Below are 15,072 nucleotides of genomic sequence, written 5' to 3'. Positions count from 1 at the left end.
TTTCAAATTTAAAACAACAAAAAAAGATGGAACAAATCAAAACGATTTGTTCCATCTTTTTATTTATCGATTAACTGAACCATAAGTAATGCTTTTCCAACAACATTACCTTCATGATGCACCTCTACATCGACCTTACCAAATTTACGTCCAATTTCTAATACTTTCGGATGAACAGATACAACATTATCAATTTGAACCGGCTTTACGAAATAAATCGTTAAGTTTTCAACAATTAAATCACTCTTCTTTTGCGCACGAATGACGCGATTTGTCGCTTCTGTCACAATTGTTGCAAATACACCGTACGATAACGTCCCGATTGAGTTCGTCATTTGCGGCGTCACCGAAAATTGATATAGATGCTCATTCTTCGCTTCTTTTGGTGTCATAAATTGATTCGTTACAATATCATCAATGGTTTCTCCAACTTGTGGCTGACGTTGAATCATTTGCAGTGCCTGAAGTACATCTTGACGGCTAATAATACCTTGCAGTTTGTTTCCTTCCTCAACGACAGGAAGTAATTCAATTCCTTCCCACACCATCATACGTGCCGCAGCTGCGACAGACATTTTACCGTTCACTGTAATTGGGTGTTTTGTCATTACTTTATCAATTGGTGTTTCTTTCGCTACTCCGATCATATCTTTTGAAGTTACGATTCCTAGTACTTTGTTACTTTCATCGACAATTGGATATCTTCCGTGCATTGTCTCTTCGTTATATGCATGCCATTGCTGTACTGTATCACTCGGCTTTAAATATAACGTTTCTTCAATTGGCGTTAAAATATCTTCAACGAGTACAATTTCTTTCTTAATAAGTTGGTCATAAATTGCACGATTAATTAACGTTGCGACCGTAAATGTATCGTAGCTACTTGAAATGATCGGCAGCTTTAATTCGTCTGCTAATTTCTTCACATGATCTTCCGTATCAAATCCGCCCGTAATTAATACAGCGGCTCCAGTTTCTAGCGCTAATTCATGTGCATTGGTACGGTTACCAATAATGAGTAAATTCCCAGCTTCTGTATAGCGCATCATCGCTTCTAATTTCATAGCTCCGATTACGAATTTATTTAATGTTTTATGTAGTCCTTCTCTGCCTCCAAGTACTTGACCGTCGACAATGTTAACGACTTCTGCATATGTCAGTTTTTCGATATTCTCTTTCTTCTTTTGTTCAATTCGAATTGTTCCGACACGTTCAATTGTACTAACATATCCTTTATTTTCTGCATCTTTAATTGCACGGTAAGCGGTCCCTTCACTTACACTCAAATCTTTCGCAATTTGTCTTACAGAAATTTTATGGCCTACTGGCAGGCTATTAATATGTTCTAAAATTTGGTTATGCTTGGTAGCCAAATGGTTTCACCATACTTTCTTTTCCCTAAATTCTTCATGTGTTGTACTTTCAGTATACTATATTTTCAAAACTGTTACACTCTCTCTTTGCATACCTGTACTATTTTTTTTATAACAAAATGACGCTTACATTCCACCAGTCATTCTATTACAACAATGTAATGCTATTGTCATCTCATTCGATAGTTCGCCCACTTAATTGCCTATACAATTAAGACAAGAAATAAAACAGAGGAGCGAACACATGATGAAAAAACTTTTAGAGGTTGTAGGTGCTGTATTTTTAGCTTTCGTAGATGGGAAAAAAGTTGCAATGGAATTGAATGAAACACCTGAACAACCACGTACCAAAAGAGAAGAATCACCAAAACAAATACAAGCATTAAAAGCTGTCCTACACACGTAAAAAACCCTTCACTTTTCTTTTCAAATGAAGGGTTTCTTTTCTATAGTGTAATACTTTCTCCAGCTTCTAATACTTTCCCTGTACAATTTTGTAGCTTTTCTACAAATTGATATGGATCTTGTTCAATAACTGGGAACGTATTGTAATGCATCGGTACAACAGTTTTCGCATTAATCCATTTTGCCGCTAGTACAGCATCTTCTGGCCCCATTGTGAAATTATCACCAATTGGTAAAAATGCTAGATCAACTTTATTTAATTCCCCAATTAACTTCATATCAGAGAATAGTGCAGTATCTCCTGCGTGGTATACAGTTTTCTCTTCTGCTGTAAATAAAATACCTGCTGGCATACCTGTATATGTAATCGTCTTATTTGCTTCATCAATATAACTAGAGCCGTGGAATGCTTGTGTAAACTTCACTTTTCCGAAGTCAAATTCATGTGAACCCCCAATATGCATCGGGTGTGTATTTACACCTTGCCAACTTAAAAATGTTGCTAGTTCAAATGGCGCTACAACAACTGCATTATTTTTCTTCGCAAGCTCTACTGTATCTCCAACATGATCACCGTGTCCATGCGATAAAAGAATTGCATCCACTTTTACATCTTCAGCTTTTAAATCTGTTTTCGGATTACCTGTTAAAAACGGGTCAATTAAAATAACTTTTTCATTCGCCTCAATTTTCACAACTGAATGTCCATGATAAGATACTTTCATTATTACATTCCTCCCCTATTCACATTCTCACTTTTTATTCTACATGATTTTTCAATTCCCTGTCTTTTCTAACATCTATTTACTTGTCATAACACTTTCTTCCGAGTTAAAGTTATATTTGTAATTAAATATCTCGGGGGTGCCAATAGATGAATGCTAGATTAGAAAATTTAATGCAATGGCTAAAAGAAAAAAACGTAGAAGCTGCGTTCTTAACTTCTACACCAAACGTCTTCTACATGACAAACTTCCACTGTGAACCACACGAAAGATTACTTGGTATGTTTGTATTCCAAGAAAAAGAACCTATTTTAATTTGCCCTAAAATGGAAGAAGGTCAAGCACGTAACGCTGGCTGGGCACATGAAATTATCGGATTTACTGATACTGACAGACCATGGGATATGATTGCAAAAGCAATTAAAGACCGCGGCATCAATGCAAATGCAGTTGCAATTGAAAAAGAACATTTAAACGTAGAGCGCTACGAAGAATTAACGAAATTATTCCCAAATGCAGCTTTCAAATCAGCTGAGGAGAAAGTTCGCGAACTTCGTTTAATTAAAGATGAAAAAGAACTTTCTATTTTACGCGAAGCAGCTAAAATGGCGGACTATGCTGTTGAAGTTGGTGTAAATGCAATTAAAGAAGATCGTAGTGAACTAGAAGTATTAGCAATTATTGAACACGAATTAAAAACAAAAGGCATACATAAAATGTCATTTGATACGATGGTATTAGCAGGTGCGAACTCAGCTCTTCCACACGGTATTCCTGGCGCAAACAAAATGAAACGCGGTGATTTCGTACTATTTGATTTAGGCGTAATCATTGACGGTTATTGCTCTGATATTACACGTACAGTGGCATTCGGCGAGATTTCTGAAGAACAAACTCGTATTTACAACACCGTACTTGCTGGACAACTACAAGCAGTTGAAGCATGTAAACCAGGTGTTACACTTGGCGCAATCGACAACGCTGCTCGTTCTGTTATTGCAGATGCAGGTTACGGAGACTTCTTCCCACACCGACTTGGTCATGGACTTGGAATTAGCGTACACGAATATCCAGATGTAAAAGCTGGTAACGAGTCTCCATTAAAAGAAGGTATGGTCTTCACAATCGAACCTGGTATTTACGTACCAAACGTAGGTGGCGTTCGTATTGAAGATGATATTTACATCACAAAAGACGGATCAGAAATTTTAACGAAATTCCCGAAAGAGTTACAATTTGTAAAATAATAGAAAAAGGCAGCGGGAGTGCTGCCTTTTTCTATTTCCCTACTATTTCAAATTTCTCTACAATCATTTTTGCTGGATAACTTTCAAGTATTTGAGAAAACCATACTTTTATTTTATCCCCTGTTTTTAACTGTTTATATGCGTCTTTGTCCTTAAAGCTCAAGACTATATGTGCTGGATGCTCTTTATTCATTTGTTGTTCTATATAATGTTGCAACTCTACTTTTGTTTCAACCGTTTTATCATCGGCAAAAAACATCGTGTCATTTCTTAATATGATATACCCTTCTTTAGGTACTTCTTTTACCGTTACTTGCTCTACTTGTTTTGTATCACACGCTGATAATACGACTAGAAATACACTTAAAAACATAACAATTTTCATATGCCTATTCATTTTTAACTCCTTACTCTAGGCTATTTCAAATTTAACACCATCTTCTCCTCATACTTATCATCCCATTTAATCACAACTTCTATAGGTTCATCTTTAGAGATAGGCGCGCAACTTACACAAGAAGACTTCATTTCAACCTTTGCTCCTCTATGAACTTCTGACGTTTGTGTCATTGTACTAAAGGCTCCATTAATAGCAATCTCTAAGTTTTTAAATTCTGTCTTTCCATCCCCGCCCTTATATTGAAACGTAAACATTCCATCTTCACTGTCATCCTTAATATGCCCTTTATATTGTCCAGTCCAACTTTTGCTCTCGCTAGAAAAAGTAAAATACCAAATCGAGCAGCTTCCTAAAAAGAAAATACTAATGAAAAAGAATAAAGCTCTCTTCATCATGCCCCTCCATTCAAATGCACTTATTTATTGTCTATTTCTTCCTTCTATTATACTATTAAAATACAGAATTTTCTAAAACAGGGGGTTTATATGTTACAACAACAGTTAGAAGAAATTCGTAATAATAATTACATACTGGATAACACACTTAACATTGATTCTTTAAATTCCAATATGCTTGAGCAAATTGGCGATACTGATAGCTATTTAAGGGACAAACTCATCTACTCTACTTTTTTTCATCTCATCAAGAAGGAATATCTTTCACACACACAATTACAGAAACTATTATTAGAAAGCATCGGTGAAAAATATTTATTGTATAAGATTCATTCAGATGATGAAGATGCGGTATTTACCCGAGCATTTACAACATTATTAATTGCCCTCATTATTGATGCTGATACAAATCATAATTTCTTATCACAGACTGATATTTCAAATGTAAAAGATCAACTAATTCTATATATGAACAACGAACATGATTTCCGGGGATATGTGCAAAAACACGGCTGGGCACATAGTATCGCTCATGCTTCTGATACATTTGAGGCGCTTGTGAATAGTCCTAAACTGGAAACTTTATATTACGAAGAAATATTACAAACTTTATTAAACAAAGTTTGTGTTCATTCCATCTATTACAAATATGAAGAAGATGAACGTATCGTTTATCCGATTGTCGCAATGCTACAAAATGGCTTAAAGGAAGAAGCACTCATATTAGCCCTTCGTGATTTAGTAGCTCAATTACCCGTTCAAAAACAAACATTACATATTGAATCATACGAGTTTCTATACGGAAATATAAAATCTTTCTTACGCAGCTTATTTTTCAGACTGCGCAAGCTTTCTATATGTGAAGAAACAGAATGCGAAATTGAAAAATTGCTACAAGAACTTCCAAAATATTATTAAAAAAAGAAGGCCACTCAAAAAGTGCCTTCTTCTATTTCACTAATATTTAATTGAAATTTCACGATCCAAACTGAGAAAAGGTGGACAAGAAGCGCAAACGCCATACATGCTCCGCTTAAAAAAGTTAGTATAGGATGCGAATACACGTGCCCCAATCCATAGGATACCGCCACGAAAAACATTGTTATGTAAATATAAATTGCTCCATGTATTTGCCTCATATAAACCTCCTTTTCCCATATTATAACATAAATTTTCTGATTATTCACATTAATTGCTTGTAATCAATATTTCTCAACTGTTACACCTCTTACAGCAGCCTTAATATATGGTGCTCCTTGTAAACTTTGTAAATCCTCTGTTTTGCCTGTTACGACTACACCGTATATTGGTAGGTCTTTTGGTTTCGTGTTTTTTATTTCTTTATCCCGCATTAACGGGCAGTAAGACCTCACATCAAAATTCAGCGGAAGCAAGAAGTTAGATGGGGGATGAACCCCACACTGATTAAAGTTTCACTTTATAGTTTATCCTAAAATATTCTCAGTATCCCTCTTTATTTTCACTTAAAGACATCCAAATGCAGCTTTTATAAATTGTTTCATAATAAAAAGCACATCCATTTTGATGCGCTTCTCTGAAATACTATTCTATTATTCCATCGCGTCATTCACAACATCTTGAATCATAACGACTTCTGTTTTCATATCAACAGAGGGTGCTTCTTCATCAATACACTCATACCAAAATTCCAAGTGCTTTTTATCAATTTCATGCTGAGAATTTTCGACAAGAGCCCCACCTTCTCCTTGCACAGAATACCAATATAAGTACTCTTCTCCATCTCTTATTTCCCGGAAAATTGTCTCAACATACATCTTTTCGTCGTTTAATGTCAAAAGTACTTCTTTCATATTGTCATTCAGAAGCTGCATCCATTCATTTACTCGATGACTCTTACCAGGCTTAACTTTAAATCTCGTTAATTCTACATTCATTTTTCTTCCCCCGTTTTCTTACGTACAAACAAACTGTATTCTATTGGATGATAAAAACTTAATTTACTAGCTAATTTTCGCGAAGGAATATTGTCTACATAACAATCCCAGCTCGGTATAATATCATTTTGCATGCAATGTTCAATGAACCGTGTTGCAACAGCTTGAGCTAATCCTTTCCCTTGATGCGCTTCATGTGTTGCAATATCTATTTCAGCATAACCATTCCCGCTAAATATCGAGACACATTCAGCTACAATTATCCCATCTTGTTCTATACAAAATCCAAAACCACTATTCAAAAACGTTTCTTTTGATCCCCAATATTCTTTGTAGTACTCCTCTTTAAATTCACTGCTTCGTTCTATATCTCTTCTATCAATACGCTTCACTTCATATGTATTTTTGTTACAATCTCGTTTTCTCTCTTCAAAGGTTACGCTTTGAAATTTCATTCGCGGAATGTTTCGAAGTACATGACTAAAACGTTCTTCTATCATCATTTCCCACTCGTTACTCGAAGAGAACAATGTAAATCTCTTCTCTGTTTTTTCAATAGCCTTTTTTATAAAAGAAAATAAATCTTCGTTATAATTTTGATCATCAGTATCACCAAATAAATAATAAATACCGTTAGCTGTACGAATTAGTCCTGCTGTTAATTTCTCGTTTGCAAAAATCTCACCATCTATCACTTGATCACATACCGCATAAGCAAACGTCGTCGTTTTTGTATGACTTTCTAAAATCGGAAGGATTTTTCTATACTCGGCTACGGATAATTTTTTCATAATTGCTCCACTTTAATCGTATCCGCCTCTATATGTTCAAAACAAAGATTTACAGTTCTCTTTAATGCTCTCGTTCTATGAATCTTACATGCTGGAATTAAGATTGAATCATTTGGCTTTAAAACCGCTGTTTCTCCATCTTCAAAATCAATAAGTAATTCTCCCTCTAACACAATAAATAATTCATCCGAATTAGAATGATAGTGCCAATCATATTCACCAGTAAATACAGCGATTCGTAAGCAATGACTGTTTATATTTGAAACGACGAAGTTTTTATGTTGATCTTTAATATCCTTTGTTAATTCTATTAAGTTCACAGTCTCCATCTTTCGTCCCATCCTTTCATTAGTCGTTCTTCTAAAAAACTAACTTAATCTCCTCCACCATCACTTGAGCTACTACAGTCATTGCTACTGTAGTCACCGAATCCACTTGATGAGCTTGAAGCGTATGAAGATTTTTTGCTTCTTTTTCTATCTTTTTTACTTTCATGACTAGGCCATACTGTAGCAAAGAGTATAACGAATAAGGCTAATTCTATTACAACAAGTATAAATTCTAGAATGCTCTCAATAATATTGGGAGTTATCCCAAAACTGTAAAACACTCCAAATGAATACATACACAAAATTACATACAGAGCCATACAAATATACCGAAATGTTTTCTCTATCGTAATGACTACTTTTTGTGAAAAAGGTATGTTCTGTTCCTTTTTGTTCTTTATATACCTTTGTCTCTTTGCCTGTTTTTTCTTCCTCTTTTTGCTCCCCATCGAATCCCCTCTTTTTATTATATAATTCTAAATTATCATAATAAAAATCGATTTACACCAATAAATAACAATTATTCACATGTTATTTCTCCATATAAAAAAGACCCTCCTCACGAAAAGGAAGGTCTCAAATGTATTTCTATTATGATAAAGCAGGAGCTTTTTCAAGAAGCTCTTTTGCATCAGCGTATTGTAAGCCGTGAGCTTCCGCAACTGCTTCGAATGTTACATAACCATCTAATGTGTTAATACCTTTTAATAATGCAGTGTTGCCTAAGCAAGCTTCTTTGTAGCCCTTGTTAGCAATTTGTACTGCATATGGTACTGTTACGTTTGTTAATGCAAGAGTTGACGTACGTGGAACTGCACCTGGCATATTAGCAACTGCATAATGAACAACGCCATGTTTTTCGTAAGTTGGGTTGTCATGAGTTGTAATACGATCAGTTGTTTCGAAAATACCACCTTGGTCAATCGCGATATCTACAACGACAGAACCTGGTTCCATTGATTGAATCATTTCTTCAGTTACAAGTTTTGGCGCTTTTGCACCCGGAATTAATACTGCTCCAATAACAAGGTCAGATTCTTTAACAGCTTCTGCAATGTTGTATGGATTAGACATTAATGTTTTTACTTGGTTACCGAAAATATCATCTAATTGACGAAGACGTTCTGCACTTAAATCAATGATTGTTACATCTGCACCTAAACCTACTGCAATCTTAGCTGCGTTTGTACCAGCTTGACCACCGCCAATGATTGTTACTTTGCCGCGTTTTACCCCTGGAACGCCTGCAAGTAAAATACCTTTACCGCCTTTGTTTTTCTCAAGGAATTGTGCACCGATTTGTGCAGACATACGACCAGCCACTTCACTCATAGGTGCAAGTAATGGTAAAGAACGATTGTCTAATTGTACTGTTTCGTATGCGATTGATGCAACTTTGTTATCGATTAATGCTTTCGTTAATTCTGGTTCTGGAGCTAAGTGTAAGTATGTGAATAAGATTAAGCCTTCACGGAAATAGCCGTATTCACTTGCTACTGGCTCTTTTACCTTCATAACCATATCTTGATTCCATGCTTCTTCAGCAGTTTCTACAAGTTTCGCACCAGCTTGTACGTATTCTTCATCTGTAAAGCCAGATCCTAAACCTGCTCCTTTTTGAACAAAAACTTCGTGACCATTTTGTACTAAATGTACTGCTCCCGCTGGCGTCATTGCCACACGGTTTTCATTGTTTTTAATTTCTGTTGGAATACCGATACGCATGATTAGTTCCCCCTTGAGTTATGAAATGACCCCTGAATCATTTTTTAAAGCGCTTTCTACGCTCTTATATTTTAACATAATATCTCAATATTTGACAAAAAAATAACACGAGTTTTCCGATAGATTTAATTTTATATTAAAGGACAGTATTATCCGCACCTCTCAGCACAATGGATAAACTGTCCAATTATTCGAAACTTCATCTTATTTTATTCTATCGATGTCTATGAATAACATCCACTGCACCAGTCACTTCAATAATTGTACCGGTAATCATATCGGAATCGTCCTCACATAAAAACGAAATGGTTCTTGCAATATCTTCACCTGTTCCAGATCTACCAATCGGTGTGTTATGCTCTTTCAGCTGACGTGCTTCTTGAATAGTTGCCTCTTTCATATCGCCAATAATATCACCAGGACATACCATGTTCGCAGTGATACCATACTCCGCTTCTTCATAAGCAACTGTTTTCGTTAATGAAACAAGTCCTACTTTCGCTGCGGCAAAAGCTGAACGATAAATCCATCCCGGTGCACTATCCGCCCCTTGAAATCCGTAATTAATAATACGGCCAAAGTTCTGTTTTCTCATGACCGGAACGACAAGTTTTAATAAATGAAATACCGCTGTTAAATTTCCCTGAATCATTTCATTCCATTCATCTTCTTCATAATCAACTAACTTTTTTCGTTCAAATACATATGGACCAGCATTATTAATTAAAAAGTCAATTTTGCCAAAACGGCTCATCGCTTCTTCTACTATTTTATGTAAATCTTCCTTTTTCGTGACATCCGCTTGCACGAATTGTAGACGCTCTTCCACATCTTTATATGTTTCTTTCATCGTTTCCATAGCCGTGATATCGCTATGGTACGTTACTGTTACTGAATAGCCTTTAGCCAATAACTTTTCTGTTACTTGCTTTCCTAAACCTTTCGTACCGGCTGTAATGAGCGCATGTCTCACAAAACTGCCCCCTTTTAAATTGCTATACTTCATATGTAACAAGTTCTCGCTCCAATTACAACTAAAATGAATTGAAACAGAGTTTTCAAAATTCTGTAACGTTTCTGGCAAGCACGTTACCAAAATTTGTTTTATAATTAAGTTGTAAACAGTTATAAAACAGATTGGGAGGAATTTACTATGAATAATACATATACAAATATTTTAATCGCGGTGGATGGTTCTAAAGAAGCAGAAAAAGCCTTTAAAAAAGCAATTCAAGTCGCAAAGCGCAACAATGCAACATTAACAATTGCTCATATCGTTGATGTAAAAGCATACTCAGCAGTAGAAGCTTATAGCCGTGCAATTGCGGAACGTGCAAATCTATTTGCAGAAGACCTATTAGAAGACTACAAAAAAACTGCGCTTGAAGCTGGCCTTGAAAAAATTGAAACTGTATTAGAATTCGGTAATCCTAAATCAAAAATTTCAAAAGAAATCGCTCCAAACCATAAAGTAGATTTAATTATGTGTGGTGCGACTGGTTTAAATGCTGTTGAGCGTTTCCTAATTGGTAGCGTCTCTGAACATATTATTCGCTATGCGAAATGCGATGTCCTTGTTGTTCGTGGTGATGAAGAGCAAGGTGAGCTTTAATTTATAGATAAAACACCAAGTCCACATAGGCTTGGTGTTTTTCATTTTATAAACTTCACTATAAACAAAAGACATGCTACGACAACAACGGTAATTGCCAACACATAAGGCGGAAGAAACTTCAAAGACCATAATGCCATCATAATCGTCGCAACCGTTAAGTACGTTCGCCTTGCACCTTCTGTCATTTTTTTACGAAATAAGAAAACATACAAATAACCAATTGGCGGCGTAATAAAGCAAAGAACGTATATGATTTTTGATTTTAAATACCACTTTTGTTCTCCAAGTTTCTTTATATCCCCTTCTATTCTCTTATGCTCTTGTTCTTTCTCTTCTTCTACAAGCGGATTTTCCTCTTCTCCTCGCTTTTCTTTCATATAAGGAAGAAAGTGCATAAAAAAATAGTATGCGAATACGAATGCTCCAAATCCAATATTTACTCTTTCTAATGGAATATGTTCACTAAAAAAAGCAGCAGTAAGCACTAAAGACAAACAGTATGTCATCATCCAAAAGGAACGTTTTCTCTTTTTCCGTTCCATTTCTTTTTTGCCTTGTATATCTTTTCTTTTCGAAAGCCATATAGAAATAAAGCAATCTACTACAAATAGAGCAAAAATAAATATCGCAACGTGTACTGTTTCTAAATCCTCAAATGAAAAGATATTTTGGAATGCAACATGTAATACAATGAATGTGTACAAAATTAGCCCTATAAAATAAATACGTCTCATTTTCCATCCCTTTCTTATTTCCTAACATTACGTTAACATACATTTTTTAGAAATAGACGGACAAAATATATATGTGTAAAAAAGGAGGATGCTATATGGATGATTCTGAACGCATTATTTTAGATGTGAACGGCAAAGAAATTGAAATGCTAGATACGATTCGCACTCATTTTAAAGAGAAGCACGGCGTTGAACTAAGTAATGGTGCATTACTTCGTGATTTGATGGATATTGAGTATATTCGAATTACGGAAGATCGACATAAGTATGATTAAAAGAAAACGACTGCAGGCGAATGCCATCAGTCGTTTTCTTTCTTTATTTAAGCTCTTGATGTTTCCCGCCCATACCACCAGACTCATTGCTATCTTGGTGTACAGTTAGTTTATTTGTTTTCGCATCTTTTAAAACTCTATATGTATATGATTCATTTGGTTCATCTTTAAACTGTACATTCATACCATACGAATCCATTTTGCTATAAAAGGCCGGTTTTATATATAAAATATCACTTTCTTTATATCCTTTATCTTGTAAATGCCACATCGTTGCGATAACCGCTTCTTCTCGCTTTTCTTTTTCACCAACATACATATATTTGTCCAAAAGAAACACTTTAGCATTTGCAATTAAGCTAATTAACAGTACAATGATCAACACTATTTTTTTCATAGACTTCCCCTAAATTGTTATTTTTTACTACATTTTAACTTAAATGCTAGTAAAAAATAAAGTACGCCAGACTTTACTAGACTGGCGTACTTCCCAACTCAATTCTTAATAACTTCTTTCGTTAACCCCTTCGCCTTCTCCAAAGCGTTTTTGATTTGTTCAAACCCAGTCCCGCCAGCACTGTTACGACGCTTTACAGCTGCATATGGTGACAGCACTTCATACAAATCTTCTTCAAATAAGGAGCTCATTTCTTTATATGTTTCAAGAGAGACATCTAATAAATAAATTCCTTTTTGTGTGCAATATAGCACTAACTTTCCAACAATTTCATGAGCTTGACGGAATGGTAGTCCTTTGTTCGCTAAATAGTCAGCAATTTCTGTTGCGTTGGAGAAATCTTGCGTCACAGCTTGCCTCATTTTTTCTTTGTTTACAGTCATCGTTTCAAGCATGCCCGCCATAATATGAAGGCATCCTTCTACTGTTTTAACTGTATCAAACATTCCTTCTTTATCTTCTTGTAAGTCTTTATTGTAAGCGAGCGGTAATCCTTTCATTACTGTGAGTAAACTGAATAAATTACCGTATACTCTGCCTGTTTTACCACGGATTAGTTCCGCCATATCCGGGTTTTTCTTTTGCGGCATAATGCTGCTTCCCGTTGCATATTGATCGCTCATTTCAATAAATTGAAACTCTTGGCTACTCCATAAAATAAGTTCTTCGCAAAAGCGTGATAAGTGCATCATAAGCATAGAGGAGTTACTTAGGAACTCCAGTATGAAATCACGATCGCTTACTGCATCTAAACTATTTTCATAGATTCCATTAAATCCAAGAAGCTCCGCACTATACTCTCGGTCAATGGGGAATGTCGTTCCAGCTAACGCTCCTGCTCCTAATGGCGAAATGTTAATACGTTTTAACGAATCTTCATAACGATTCACATCACGCTCTAACATCCAAAAGTAAGCGAGAATATGATGAGCAAATGAAATCGGCTGAGCACGTTGCAAATGCGTATAGCCAGGCATAATGGTTTCAATATTATTTTCTGCTTGATGAACAAGAACAGTTTGCAATTGCTTTGTAGCTTTTATAATATGTTCTACCTTTTCTTTTAAATACAAATGCATATCTGTCGCTACTTGATCATTACGACTTCGGCCAGTGTGAAGTTTTCCTCCTACTTCGCCAATTTGTTCAATTAACATTTTTTCGATGTTTAAATGAATATCTTCTGCTTCTACTGAAAATTGTAGCTTATTCTCTTTTGCTTCTTTCAATAAATATTGAAGACCTATCTTTATTTTCTCTGCTTCTTCTTGCGTAACGATGCCTTGCTTTGCTAGCATCGTTACGTGTGCCATACTCCCATTTATATCTTGATTTACTAATTGTTGATCGAAGGAGATGGATGCTCCGAACTCTTCAACCCATGCTTCCGCTTCTTCTGTAAAACGTCCGCCCCAAAGTTTGCTCACGCTTCCACCTTCTTTTGATTCACTTGGCTGTATACTTTCGTCGGTAAACCGAATAATGAAATGAATCCAACTGCTGCATCATGATTAAATTCGTCCTGAGCAGTATATGTTGCTAATTTTTCATCGTATAAAGAGTATTCAGATTTACGTCCTTCTACAATCGCATGACCTTTAAATAATTTCACACGCACTGTACCTGTTACATTCTTTTGCGTTTCTTGTAAAAATGCATGAAGCGCTTGTTTTAAAGGCGAGAACCATAAACCATTATAAATAAGTTCTGTTATTTTCTGTTCAATCACTGGTTTAAAATGTGCTACTTCTTTTACGTGTGTTAAATCTTCCAACTCTTTATGCGCAGTGATTAACGTCATTGCTGCTGGGCATTCGTATACTTCACGAGATTTAATACCGACAAGACGATTTTCTACGTGATCAATACGTCCAACGCCGTGTTTTCCAGCAAGCGCATTTAACGTTTTAATTAATTCTGCAAGTGAATATGCAGTGCCATTTAAAGTAGTCGGTACGCCTGCTTCAAATCCGATTTCTACAAACTCTGGTTTATTCGGTGTATCTTCTAATGCCAATGTCATCTCATATGCATCTTCTGGCGGCGCTGCCCATGGATCTTCTAAAATTCCACATTCGTTGCTGCGTCCCCATAAGTTTTGATCGATTGAAAACGGGCTATCTAAATTAATCGGAATTGGTACATCGTTTTCTTTTGCATAGGCAATTTCTTCTTCACGTGACCACTTCCATTCACGTACAGGTGCAATCACTTCTAAGTAAGGATTTAATGCTTGAATAGAAACTTCAAAACGAACTTGATCATTTCCTTTCCCTGTACATCCGTGTGCAACTGCAGTTGCGCCTTCTTGTTCTGCGATTTCTACTAATTTCTTCGCAATAAGCGGACGAGATAATGCAGAGACAAGAGGGTATTTCCCTTCGTATAATGTGTGTGCTTGCATCGCCATCAATGCATATTCGTTTGCAAATTCTTCTTGAACATCAATCATATATGATTTAATTGCACCTACTGAAAGTGCCTTTTCTTTTACAAATGCTAAGTCTTTACCTTCCCCTAAGTCTAAACAAAGCGCGATAATATCATAATTCTTCTCTTGTAACCATTTAATTGCAACGGAAGTATCAAGACCTCCGGAATATGCTAATACAACTTTTTTCTTCTCCATTTTGCATCCCCCTAAAGAATAAATATTCATTTTCTTTTATAATAATTCACACTTTA

General features: G+C 35.7%; 20 protein-coding genes and 1 pseudogene. 5 read left to right on the top strand and 16 right to left on the bottom strand.

Translation table 11 applies throughout. The features are described 5' to 3' along the window. Window positions 1-59 precede the first annotated feature (59 nt). Complete coding sequence (locus MR136_RS00760) at window positions 60-1,373, bottom strand: CBS domain-containing protein (protein WP_000201572.1); 1,314 nt, start codon at window positions 1,371-1,373, stop codon at window positions 60-62. A gap of 244 nt (window positions 1,374-1,617) precedes the next feature. Here MR136_RS00760 and MR136_RS00755 point away from each other — a divergent pair, with 244 nt between their 5' ends. After that, the gene (locus MR136_RS00755; RefSeq protein ID WP_000976303.1) at window positions 1,618-1,779 is read left to right on the top strand and encodes a hypothetical protein; all 162 of its coding nucleotides are present in this window, start codon (window positions 1,618-1,620) and stop codon (window positions 1,777-1,779) included. A gap of 40 nt (window positions 1,780-1,819) precedes the next feature. On the opposite strand, the gene MR136_RS00750 is transcribed toward MR136_RS00755, so the two are convergent. After that, window positions 1,820-2,503 carry a metal-dependent hydrolase gene (locus MR136_RS00750; protein ID WP_000868918.1) on the bottom strand — a complete coding sequence of 228 codons (684 nt, stop codon included), beginning with the start codon at window positions 2,501-2,503 and terminating at the stop codon, window positions 1,820-1,822. Between the two features lie 149 nt (window positions 2,504-2,652). Between MR136_RS00750 and pepQ the strand changes: the two genes are divergently transcribed. After that, window positions 2,653-3,750, top strand: a complete 1,098-nt coding sequence (gene pepQ, locus MR136_RS00745; RefSeq protein WP_000994026.1) for a Xaa-Pro dipeptidase — start codon at window positions 2,653-2,655, stop codon at window positions 3,748-3,750. A 31-nt stretch (window positions 3,751-3,781) separates the two neighbouring features. Here pepQ and MR136_RS00740 read toward each other — a convergent pair whose 3' ends face one another. Both MR136_RS00740 and MR136_RS00735 read right to left on the bottom strand, forming a co-directional pair. After that, window positions 3,782-4,147 carry a DUF3221 domain-containing protein gene (locus tag MR136_RS00740; RefSeq protein ID WP_001079377.1) on the bottom strand — a complete coding sequence of 122 codons (366 nt, stop codon included), beginning with the start codon at window positions 4,145-4,147 and terminating at the stop codon, window positions 3,782-3,784. A 20-nt stretch (window positions 4,148-4,167) separates the two neighbouring features. Continuing rightward, complete coding sequence (locus tag MR136_RS00735) at window positions 4,168-4,542, bottom strand: hypothetical protein (RefSeq protein ID WP_000816717.1); 375 nt, start codon at window positions 4,540-4,542, stop codon at window positions 4,168-4,170. A 93-nt stretch (window positions 4,543-4,635) separates the two neighbouring features. Here MR136_RS00735 and MR136_RS00730 point away from each other — a divergent pair, with 93 nt between their 5' ends. Continuing rightward, window positions 4,636-5,463 (top strand): DUF2785 domain-containing protein, encoded by an 828-nt coding sequence (locus MR136_RS00730; protein WP_242259226.1) that lies wholly within the window; start codon window positions 4,636-4,638, stop codon window positions 5,461-5,463. Window positions 5,464-5,477: 14 nt separating this feature from the next. Here MR136_RS00730 and MR136_RS00725 read toward each other — a convergent pair whose 3' ends face one another. The 8 genes and pseudogenes from MR136_RS00725 to MR136_RS00690 form a co-directional block, all read right to left on the bottom strand. Further along, window positions 5,478-5,684, bottom strand: a complete 207-nt coding sequence (locus tag MR136_RS00725; RefSeq protein ID WP_001248908.1) for a hypothetical protein — start codon at window positions 5,682-5,684, stop codon at window positions 5,478-5,480. 63 nt (window positions 5,685-5,747) lie between these two features. Next, window positions 5,748-5,888, bottom strand: a pseudogene (locus tag MR136_RS00720) (anti sigma factor C-terminal domain-containing protein); the annotation flags it as partial. Window positions 5,889-6,116: 228 nt separating this feature from the next. Beyond that, window positions 6,117-6,461 carry a DUF6176 family protein gene (locus MR136_RS00715; RefSeq protein ID WP_242259225.1) on the bottom strand — a complete coding sequence of 115 codons (345 nt, stop codon included), beginning with the start codon at window positions 6,459-6,461 and terminating at the stop codon, window positions 6,117-6,119. Further along, entirely contained in the window at window positions 6,458-7,252 is a 795-nt protein-coding gene (locus tag MR136_RS00710) for a GNAT family N-acetyltransferase (RefSeq protein ID WP_103622269.1), read from the bottom strand. Before MR136_RS00710 ends, MR136_RS00715 begins: the two co-directional genes overlap by 4 nt. Next, window positions 7,249-7,581 (bottom strand): cupin domain-containing protein, encoded by a 333-nt coding sequence (locus tag MR136_RS00705; RefSeq protein WP_000450925.1) that lies wholly within the window; start codon window positions 7,579-7,581, stop codon window positions 7,249-7,251. The genes MR136_RS00710 and MR136_RS00705 overlap by 4 nt, the downstream gene beginning before the upstream one ends. Window positions 7,582-7,625: 44 nt before the next feature. Beyond that, entirely contained in the window at window positions 7,626-8,030 is a 405-nt protein-coding gene (locus MR136_RS00700) for a hypothetical protein (protein ID WP_000534944.1), read from the bottom strand. A 142-nt stretch (window positions 8,031-8,172) separates the two neighbouring features. Further along, on the bottom strand, window positions 8,173-9,306 hold the full coding sequence (ald, locus tag MR136_RS00695) for an alanine dehydrogenase (RefSeq protein WP_001219403.1): 1,134 nt from the start codon (window positions 9,304-9,306) through the stop codon (window positions 8,173-8,175). A 214-nt stretch (window positions 9,307-9,520) separates the two neighbouring features. Next, window positions 9,521-10,312: an SDR family oxidoreductase gene (locus MR136_RS00690; RefSeq protein WP_002024902.1), complete on the bottom strand. Its 792-nt coding sequence runs from the start codon at window positions 10,310-10,312 to the stop codon at window positions 9,521-9,523. 147 nt (window positions 10,313-10,459) lie between these two features. On the opposite strand from MR136_RS00690, the gene MR136_RS00685 reads away from it, so the two are divergent. Beyond that, window positions 10,460-10,918, top strand: a complete 459-nt coding sequence (locus tag MR136_RS00685) for a universal stress protein (protein ID WP_001066673.1) — start codon at window positions 10,460-10,462, stop codon at window positions 10,916-10,918. A gap of 41 nt (window positions 10,919-10,959) precedes the next feature. On the opposite strand, the gene MR136_RS00680 is transcribed toward MR136_RS00685, so the two are convergent. Then, the gene (locus MR136_RS00680) at window positions 10,960-11,655 is read right to left on the bottom strand and encodes a hypothetical protein (protein ID WP_061457757.1); all 696 of its coding nucleotides are present in this window, start codon (window positions 11,653-11,655) and stop codon (window positions 10,960-10,962) included. A 95-nt stretch (window positions 11,656-11,750) separates the two neighbouring features. On the opposite strand from MR136_RS00680, the gene MR136_RS00675 reads away from it, so the two are divergent. Next, the gene (locus tag MR136_RS00675; protein WP_000342760.1) at window positions 11,751-11,930 is read left to right on the top strand and encodes a hypothetical protein; all 180 of its coding nucleotides are present in this window, start codon (window positions 11,751-11,753) and stop codon (window positions 11,928-11,930) included. 43 nt (window positions 11,931-11,973) lie between these two features. Here MR136_RS00675 and MR136_RS00670 read toward each other — a convergent pair whose 3' ends face one another. The 3 genes from MR136_RS00670 to MR136_RS00660 form a co-directional block, all read right to left on the bottom strand. Further along, entirely contained in the window at window positions 11,974-12,327 is a 354-nt protein-coding gene (locus MR136_RS00670; RefSeq protein ID WP_000725032.1) for a DUF3139 domain-containing protein, read from the bottom strand. 98 nt (window positions 12,328-12,425) lie between these two features. Further along, window positions 12,426-13,814, bottom strand: a complete 1,389-nt coding sequence (argH, locus tag MR136_RS00665; protein ID WP_242259224.1) for an argininosuccinate lyase — start codon at window positions 13,812-13,814, stop codon at window positions 12,426-12,428. Then, window positions 13,811-15,016, bottom strand: a complete 1,206-nt coding sequence (locus tag MR136_RS00660) for an argininosuccinate synthase (protein ID WP_000412315.1) — start codon at window positions 15,014-15,016, stop codon at window positions 13,811-13,813. Before MR136_RS00660 ends, argH begins: the two co-directional genes overlap by 4 nt. Window positions 15,017-15,072: the final 56 nt, after the last annotated feature.

The sequence above is a fragment of the Bacillus cereus group sp. BfR-BA-01311 genome (genome assembly GCF_022664295.1).
Classification (GTDB): domain Bacteria; phylum Bacillota; class Bacilli; order Bacillales; family Bacillaceae_G; genus Bacillus_A; species Bacillus_A cereus.
Note: the sequence above shows the minus strand (reverse complement) of the source record. Positions and strands in the feature narration are given on the sequence as shown.

Excerpts from the sequence above, each read along its gene's own strand:
- MR136_RS00660 (WP_000412315.1), bottom strand. The coding sequence starts at position 15,016 with ATGGAGAAGAAAAAAGTTGTATTAGCATATTCCGGAGGTCTTGATACT.
- MR136_RS00755 (WP_000976303.1), top strand. The coding sequence starts at position 1,618 with ATGATGAAAAAACTTTTAGAGGTTGTAGGTGCTGTATTTTTAGCTTTC.
- MR136_RS00725 (WP_001248908.1), bottom strand. The coding sequence starts at position 5,684 with ATGAGGCAAATACATGGAGCAATTTATATTTACATAACAATGTTTTTC.
- MR136_RS00680 (WP_061457757.1), bottom strand. The coding sequence starts at position 11,655 with ATGAGACGTATTTATTTTATAGGGCTAATTTTGTACACATTCATTGTA.
- MR136_RS00715 (WP_242259225.1), bottom strand. The coding sequence starts at position 6,461 with ATGAATGTAGAATTAACGAGATTTAAAGTTAAGCCTGGTAAGAGTCAT.
- MR136_RS00700 (WP_000534944.1), bottom strand. The coding sequence starts at position 8,030 with ATGGGGAGCAAAAAGAGGAAGAAAAAACAGGCAAAGAGACAAAGGTAT.
- ald (WP_001219403.1), bottom strand. The coding sequence starts at position 9,306 with ATGCGTATCGGTATTCCAACAGAAATTAAAAACAATGAAAACCGTGTG.
- MR136_RS00710 (WP_103622269.1), bottom strand. The coding sequence starts at position 7,252 with ATGAAAAAATTATCCGTAGCCGAGTATAGAAAAATCCTTCCGATTTTA.
- MR136_RS00740 (WP_001079377.1), bottom strand. The coding sequence starts at position 4,147 with ATGAATAGGCATATGAAAATTGTTATGTTTTTAAGTGTATTTCTAGTC.
- MR136_RS00690 (WP_002024902.1), bottom strand. The coding sequence starts at position 10,312 with ATGAAGTATAGCAATTTAAAAGGGGGCAGTTTTGTGAGACATGCGCTC.
- pepQ (WP_000994026.1), top strand. The coding sequence starts at position 2,653 with ATGAATGCTAGATTAGAAAATTTAATGCAATGGCTAAAAGAAAAAAAC.
- MR136_RS00750 (WP_000868918.1), bottom strand. The coding sequence starts at position 2,503 with ATGAAAGTATCTTATCATGGACATTCAGTTGTGAAAATTGAGGCGAAT.
- MR136_RS00675 (WP_000342760.1), top strand. The coding sequence starts at position 11,751 with ATGGATGATTCTGAACGCATTATTTTAGATGTGAACGGCAAAGAAATT.
- MR136_RS00685 (WP_001066673.1), top strand. The coding sequence starts at position 10,460 with ATGAATAATACATATACAAATATTTTAATCGCGGTGGATGGTTCTAAA.
- MR136_RS00670 (WP_000725032.1), bottom strand. The coding sequence starts at position 12,327 with ATGAAAAAAATAGTGTTGATCATTGTACTGTTAATTAGCTTAATTGCA.
- MR136_RS00705 (WP_000450925.1), bottom strand. The coding sequence starts at position 7,581 with ATGGAGACTGTGAACTTAATAGAATTAACAAAGGATATTAAAGATCAA.
- MR136_RS00735 (WP_000816717.1), bottom strand. The coding sequence starts at position 4,542 with ATGAAGAGAGCTTTATTCTTTTTCATTAGTATTTTCTTTTTAGGAAGC.
- MR136_RS00730 (WP_242259226.1), top strand. The coding sequence starts at position 4,636 with ATGTTACAACAACAGTTAGAAGAAATTCGTAATAATAATTACATACTG.